The sequence below is a fragment of the Streptomyces sp. ISL-43 genome (assembly GCF_018614195.1).
Lineage (GTDB): Bacteria > Actinomycetota > Actinomycetes > Streptomycetales > Streptomycetaceae > Streptomyces.
Window position 1 is genome coordinate 1 of record NZ_JAGGOT010000108.1, and the last position, 5,553, is coordinate 5,553.

Sequence of the window (5,553 nt, forward strand, 5' to 3'; positions counted from 1 at the left end):
ACCGAACCCGGAACGGTTCACCGTGCTGCTGGTCTTCGGGGCGGCCTTGTCGGCGATGTGGCTGGTCTGGCTAGGACGCACTGACCTCGTGGAATTGGGGTTGCCTGTCGTGGGGCTGTCGTTCGCCGCGACACTCGTCTCGGGGCTCTCGTTCCTTTCGCGCGAAACCCAAAGACGGCGCGCACCCCAGGTCCCTCCGGTGGTGTGGCCTGGCTGGGCTCCACCAGCTGACTCCAAGTAGATCGCGCGGCACGGGCACACCGCCCTGCTGGTGCAGCGGATGTCAGCGTGTCGCGCAGCCGGTCTGGCATGCCGCGAAAGGCTGGGAAGAGGAATAGTCAAGACCTGTGGATCGGCGTGTCACGCGGCTTGATCCTCGTCGCGTCAAGGCCGATGCCAGCTATCGCCCAGTGGGCCGGGCGGAAGGTCAGCCGGACCCTGCACAAAACACGCGCTGATCCGTTCTGTCAGCCCGGCTTGCGGGCGGCCTCGTCGACGGCGGCCAGCATGCTCTCGAACTGTCCCGTCAGCATCCTGTCGATCACGGGACCGGTCAGTTGTCCCATCGGGCCACCCCTCGGCACATACCGGTAGTCGAATGTGATGGCTGTCCCGTCGCCATCGGGGTCGAGGGTGATCCTGGCCGCGGCCTGCTTCATCGGCACGAGGGCCGATGGCTGATTCTCGGTGGCGAGCGTGCGGCCCTCCTCCCAGGCGGTAACGGTTTCGACCAACGAACCGACCGGCTTCAGATCAACCTGGCGGCGAGCACCCACGCCTTGGGTCTGATCGCCGATGGCCTGAGAGCCCCTGAGTCCACTCCAGATGCCCGCCAGGTTCGGGAAATCTGCGAATACGGCCCAGACGGATGCAGGTGACGCGACCGCTCGCCGCCGAACTTTGAGGTGACGCTCTGCCATGATGACCGCCTTCAGGTCGCCGGGCCCGTGGCGAGTTCATCCTATTACATGGGGGTAAAAGGAGCATTCAGGCGGAAATGGCTCAACTTCTGTGGTCAGTCACAGAGGGCCATCGAGCCTTGAAGAACGTGTCCTCCCTGGTTCAGCCCTGGCCGGCACCCGTCGTGCCGGTCGGCGGTGAGGGCTGGTGACTGCTCGAGGACCACGTAGGTCGGCCCGAGTCGCCGGCCGCAGCCGTTGTCCCAGCCTTGGAAGGGGGTGTAGCCCAGCGCCTTGAGCAGCCAGCCGAGCGAGAGAATCGCACGGTCGAGATCCGCCACCAGAGTTCGAATGCAGCGTGCCGCTGGCCGGCTGGCTCATGCCGCCACTGCCTCGGGGCGTTCGACGAGGTAGCCGCGTTCGAAGCGGGCTCCGGCGCGGACGAGGGCGACGAGGTGGGGTGCGTTCACAGCCCGCCAGCGGGCCTGGGCGGATTCGACGAGCTTGAACACCCTCGCCAAGGCCGCCGCCCGGCTGCCGGCGCCCTTGGTGACCTTCGTCCGCAACCGGACGGTCGCGAACGTCGACTCGATCGGGTTGGTGGTCCGCAGGTGGATCCCGCCACGGCGGCGTTCACCGCGGCTTCCACCACCCAGCTTGCCACCGCGCAGGTCCGCGATCTGGCCCCGGAAGGTAAGACGGTCACGCTGCATGGCCATGGGCTGCGCCGGGCTGTATGACCCATCCCGTTCCTGCCTGGGACCGTCCCTTGCTGAGGGCGGCGGCTCTCGTCTGGCGGATCGGGGTCGGCATCAGCGGACCGCCTTTCAGTGATCCGCTGGGGAGCGAGGGGCTACCCCAAGCGTCGCCGTGGCCGGCGTGGGACGACCCCGAGAGTGAAGGAGCCTGTGAAGACCCTCTGGCCTGTGTGTACCGCCCATTACGGGCTTTCGTGGGCCAGGGGTGAACCCGATCTGATGCAGGGCTGCCCGTACCCGTCTCCCCACACCCAGAAGACCATCGACAGGCGGAAGAAGGGATGGCTGCCACCGGACTATGGACTGCGCGAACTTCGCTACCTGCGCTGAGAGCTGGCAAGTGTGCAGCCTGCTGGCATTGAGGTCTTCTCGGCAATGTGATGGTTGCGATGTCTGACGGGGTGCGGTGTCCGCTTGCGTGCTAGTTCTGCGGTGCCAGGGTGCGTAGGACGTCGAACTCGTTGCCCTCGGGATCTGCCATGACCACCCAACTGCGGTCCGGGCCCTGGCCCACATCCGTCTTGGTGGCGCCGAGGCCGAGCAACCTGGTCACCTCGTCCTGGGTGGTGCCGTCGATCGGACTGACGTCGAGGTGGAGCCGGTTCTTGACGGTCTTGCCTTCGGGCACCTGGATGAACACCAGGGTGGGCGGCATCTGACGGGCCCGGACATCCTCGACGGTCGGCACCCAGGAGCCGATCTCGACCAGGCCCTCGCTCCGGTCGATCACCTTGAAGTCCAGGACCTCGCACCAGAAAGCCGCGAGCCTTTCCGGGTGGCGGCAGTCAACGGTCAACTCGGTGAACCTACTTGTCATGACTCTCCCGGATAGTGCGGACGGCGGGCTCAGAGTAGGCGGCCTGTCCGACAGATTCGAGATCTTTTTGCCTGGGACATCAGACGGGCTTGACCCGGTATCAGACCGCGATTGAGATCTGCCGTGCCCCGGGTCGGGAGGGGTCGTTGAGCCATACGTGAGTGGCTCTGGGGCGGGTATCCGTCGGATCTGACGGGTGAGCAGTGGGTTCTGGTCGAGCCGCTATGCCAGCGGCGAGGGTCGGACCGAAGGGCGGGCGGCGGGAGAAGCGCCCACGTCGGCGGATCGTGGACGCGATCTTCTGCGTGGTGCGGACCGGGTGCGCCCGGCAGCTGACGCCAGGAGGTCGGCGCCTCCATGGCCTGGTACTTCGCCCGACCCGCACTCCGGTACGCCTCCATGGAGGATCTCCGCCGAGGAGTAGCGGCCGAGGAGAGCAAGGCGGAACTGGAGACGCTGGCCGACCTTCGCGACGACTATCGCGTGGCCTGCCTCTCCGCATTCCTGACCTGCGAGGATCCGGAGACACGCCATGACCTCTCCCTCAACCTCAGCCTTGATCCCGCGGTCTACCCAGACGATCTCCAGCCCAGCCACGAGCAGGCCAGGCGCAGCATCCTCGCGGACCCCGAGCGGTATCACCTGCTACTTCAACGCTGCCCCTGGCTGCCACCGCCCACGGAACAACAAGATCAACCGGTCGGTCCGCATGCTTGACAAAGACGACTGGGAATCAGTCACACTGATTGTGACTGAGTAACGCACCTGTCCAATGAGCATTGCACTTGTCCTCCGGCTGGGACGTGCGAGGAAGTACCAAGCCCATTGGTTTCCGCCCGGTTGGCGATGGGTGGCACTGGCGAGGCTCGGCGAACTTTGACCGGAGCGCGAACGGCCCGTGGCGTCGGCGGACCGACGTCACGGGGCGTCTTCGGACCGGCCGTCCGGACGGCTACCGGCTGAGCGACCTGAGCGCCGCCGCGTCGTACAGCTTCAGCTCGTCGAAGCGGTTGCCGAGGACCTTCGCCGCCCAGTGCGGGTCCTGGAGCAGAGCCCGGCCGACGGCGACCATGTCGAACTCGTTGCGTTCCATGCGGTCCAGGAGGTTGTCGATGTCGCCGAGCGCTGCACCCTCGCCGACGAAGGCGCGGATGAAGTCGCCGTCGAGGCCGACCGAGCCGACGGTGATGGTCGGCCGGCCGGTGAGCTTCTTGGTCCAGCCCGCCAGGTTCAGGTCCGAGCCCTCGAACTCAGGGAGCCAGTAGCGCCGGGTGGAGGCGTGGAACGCGTCGACGCCGGCCGCCGCCAGCGGGGCCAGGATCGCCTCCAGCTCCTCCGGGGTCTGCGCGAGCCGGGCGTCGTAGGCCTCCTGCTTCCACTGCGAGTAGCGGAAGATCACCGGGAAGTCGGCCGGGACGCGCTCGCGGACCGCGGCCACGATTTCCGCGGCGAACTTCGTACGGTCCACCGCGTTGCCGCCGTAGGCGTCGGTGCGGCGGTTGGTCCGCTCCCACAGGAACTGGTCGAGCAGGTAGCCGTGGGCGCCGTGCAGTTCGACGCCGTCGAAGCCGATCCGCTCGGCCTCCGCGGCTGCGTCGGCGAACGCGCCGATGACGTCGTCGAGGTCGGCGCGGTTCATCGCCTTGCCGGTCCCCTCGGTGCCGTCGACGCGGATGCCGGAGGGGCCGACGGCGGGCGCGTCGGCGTACGGTGCCTCGCCCTGCTTGCGCACCATGCCTATGTGCCACAGCTGAGGCACGATCGTGCCGCCCGCCTCGTGCACGGCCGCGGCGACCTTCGCCCACCCCGCCAGCTGGTCCTCGCCGTGAAACCGCGGCACCCGGTCGCTCTGCCCGGCGGACTCGTGGCCGACGTAGGTGCCCTCGGTGACGATCAAGCCCACACCCGCGGCGGCCCGGCTGGCGTAGTACGCCTGCACGTCCTCGCCGGGCACGCCGCCGGGCGAGAACATCCGCGTCATCGGAGCCATCGCGATGCGATTGGGGACGGTCAGGCCGTTCAGCGTGACGGGCCGGGACAGGATCTCGGCCGCGCGGGAGGCAGTGGACGAGGTGACGGTCATACGGGTCCTCCGGGTTGAGGCTGTGGCTCGTCGGGGTGACAACGAGGAGTGCATAGTACACACACTATGTATCATGCATATTGCTGCGGCCCTCGCGCGGAGCCGTCCGCAGGCCACCCCGGCAGAGGTCCGCCGGTCCACGGGTCGGCGATAATGGAGCGTCGGAAGGAGCGGGAGGCACAGTGCTGGAGAAACTGGAGCGGGAGCTGATGCTGCTCTCGCGGCACCAGGTGCTTGCCCGGCGCGAGCGCGACCCCGAACGCCTGGAGCGGTCGGCGTACCTGCTGCTCAGCCGGATCGACGCACAAGGCCCCATGTCCATCGGACAGTTGGCGGAGGCCTTCGGGCTCGACACCTCGACCGTGAACCGCCAGACGGCCGCACTGCTGCGCTGCGGACTGGCCGAGCGCGTCGCGGACCCGGACGGCGGCATAGCCCGCAAGCTGCGCGTCACCGTTGAAGGCGGGCGCCGGCTCGCCGGAGACCGTGAGGTCAACCAGTCCTGCCTGGCCCGGGTGGTCGCCGACTGGTCCCCTGAGGAGGTACGGGAGCTGGAGGACGTCCTGGTCCGGCTCAACCGCAGCGCCGAGGCCCTCGAAGGACGATACTGGCCGCGCACGGAGGAAGACGACACCCGCGCCGCATGCCACCCGCTGGTCCCGCAGGAATCCGCGGCGCCCGCGCCGTGGGAATCCGCGACTCCTGCTCCGCAGGCACCCGCGACTCTCGCCCCGCAGGAATCCGCGCCGCGCGCCACGTAGAACCCGCGACTCCGCCCCGTAGGAACGCCTGCGGCCCACCCTGTGGCGCCGCCCGCGCTTCGGGCGGCGCCAGAACCGGCGAGCGGTCGGCCGGTCGGCTGTCGGCCGATTCTGAGCATTGGTGTTGTCCATCCGAGCCAGGTGTCACGCTCTTAGCGCTGCACTTGGCCCCTGAGCGTTCTGGTTGGCCCGGAGGAACTCCGCAGGTCAGCGATCCAGCGCACCTTCGGTGCGC

At 68.1% G+C, this 5,553-nt stretch carries 6 protein-coding genes and 2 pseudogenes; 3 read left to right on the forward strand and 5 right to left on the reverse strand.

Features of this window, described 5'->3' with window-relative positions; translation table 11 throughout:
* On the forward strand, positions 1-241 hold a 241-nt coding region (locus tag J7F03_RS39615), incomplete at its 5' end, for a hypothetical protein (RefSeq protein WP_214958068.1).
* A 226-nt stretch (positions 242-467) separates the two neighbouring features.
* On the opposite strand, the gene J7F03_RS39620 is transcribed toward J7F03_RS39615, so the two are convergent.
* The 4 genes and pseudogenes from J7F03_RS39620 to J7F03_RS39635 form a co-directional block, all read right to left on the reverse strand.
* Positions 468-920, reverse strand: coding sequence for an SRPBCC family protein (locus J7F03_RS39620; protein ID WP_214958069.1), 453 nt, complete (start codon positions 918-920; stop codon positions 468-470).
* A gap of 95 nt (positions 921-1,015) precedes the next feature.
* The gene (locus tag J7F03_RS39625; RefSeq protein WP_308380156.1) at positions 1,016-1,240 is read right to left on the reverse strand and encodes a hypothetical protein; all 225 of its coding nucleotides are present in this window, start codon (positions 1,238-1,240) and stop codon (positions 1,016-1,018) included.
* Positions 1,241-1,276: 36 nt separating this feature from the next.
* A pseudogene (locus J7F03_RS39630) lies at positions 1,277-1,516 on the reverse strand (IS256 family transposase); the annotation flags it as partial.
* 562 nt (positions 1,517-2,078) lie between these two features.
* The gene (locus J7F03_RS39635; protein ID WP_214958070.1) at positions 2,079-2,474 is read right to left on the reverse strand and encodes a VOC family protein; all 396 of its coding nucleotides are present in this window, start codon (positions 2,472-2,474) and stop codon (positions 2,079-2,081) included.
* Between the two features lie 357 nt (positions 2,475-2,831).
* Here J7F03_RS39635 and J7F03_RS39640 point away from each other — a divergent pair, with 357 nt between their 5' ends.
* The gene (locus tag J7F03_RS39640) at positions 2,832-3,191 is read left to right on the forward strand and encodes a hypothetical protein (protein WP_214958071.1); all 360 of its coding nucleotides are present in this window, start codon (positions 2,832-2,834) and stop codon (positions 3,189-3,191) included.
* 235 nt (positions 3,192-3,426) lie between these two features.
* Here the strand turns inward: J7F03_RS39640 and J7F03_RS39645 are convergent, their stop codons facing one another.
* On the reverse strand, positions 3,427-4,557 hold the full coding sequence (locus J7F03_RS39645) for an NADH:flavin oxidoreductase (protein WP_214958072.1): 1,131 nt from the start codon (positions 4,555-4,557) through the stop codon (positions 3,427-3,429).
* 209 nt (positions 4,558-4,766) lie between these two features.
* On the opposite strand from J7F03_RS39645, the pseudogene J7F03_RS39650 reads away from it, so the two are divergent.
* Positions 4,767-5,174 (forward strand): annotated as a pseudogene (locus J7F03_RS39650) (MarR family winged helix-turn-helix transcriptional regulator); the annotation flags it as partial.
* Between the last annotated feature and the right edge of the window lie 379 nt (positions 5,175-5,553).

Bases quoted from the DNA above. Each gene is read 5' to 3' on its own strand.
- J7F03_RS39620 (WP_214958069.1), bottom strand. From the start codon at position 920: ATGGCAGAGCGTCACCTCAAAGTTCGGCGGCGAGCGGTCGCGTCACCT.
- J7F03_RS39635 (WP_214958070.1), bottom strand. From the start codon at position 2,474: ATGACAAGTAGGTTCACCGAGTTGACCGTTGACTGCCGCCACCCGGAA.
- J7F03_RS39640 (WP_214958071.1), top strand. From the start codon at position 2,832: ATGGCCTGGTACTTCGCCCGACCCGCACTCCGGTACGCCTCCATGGAG.
- J7F03_RS39645 (WP_214958072.1), bottom strand. From the start codon at position 4,557: ATGACCGTCACCTCGTCCACTGCCTCCCGCGCGGCCGAGATCCTGTCC.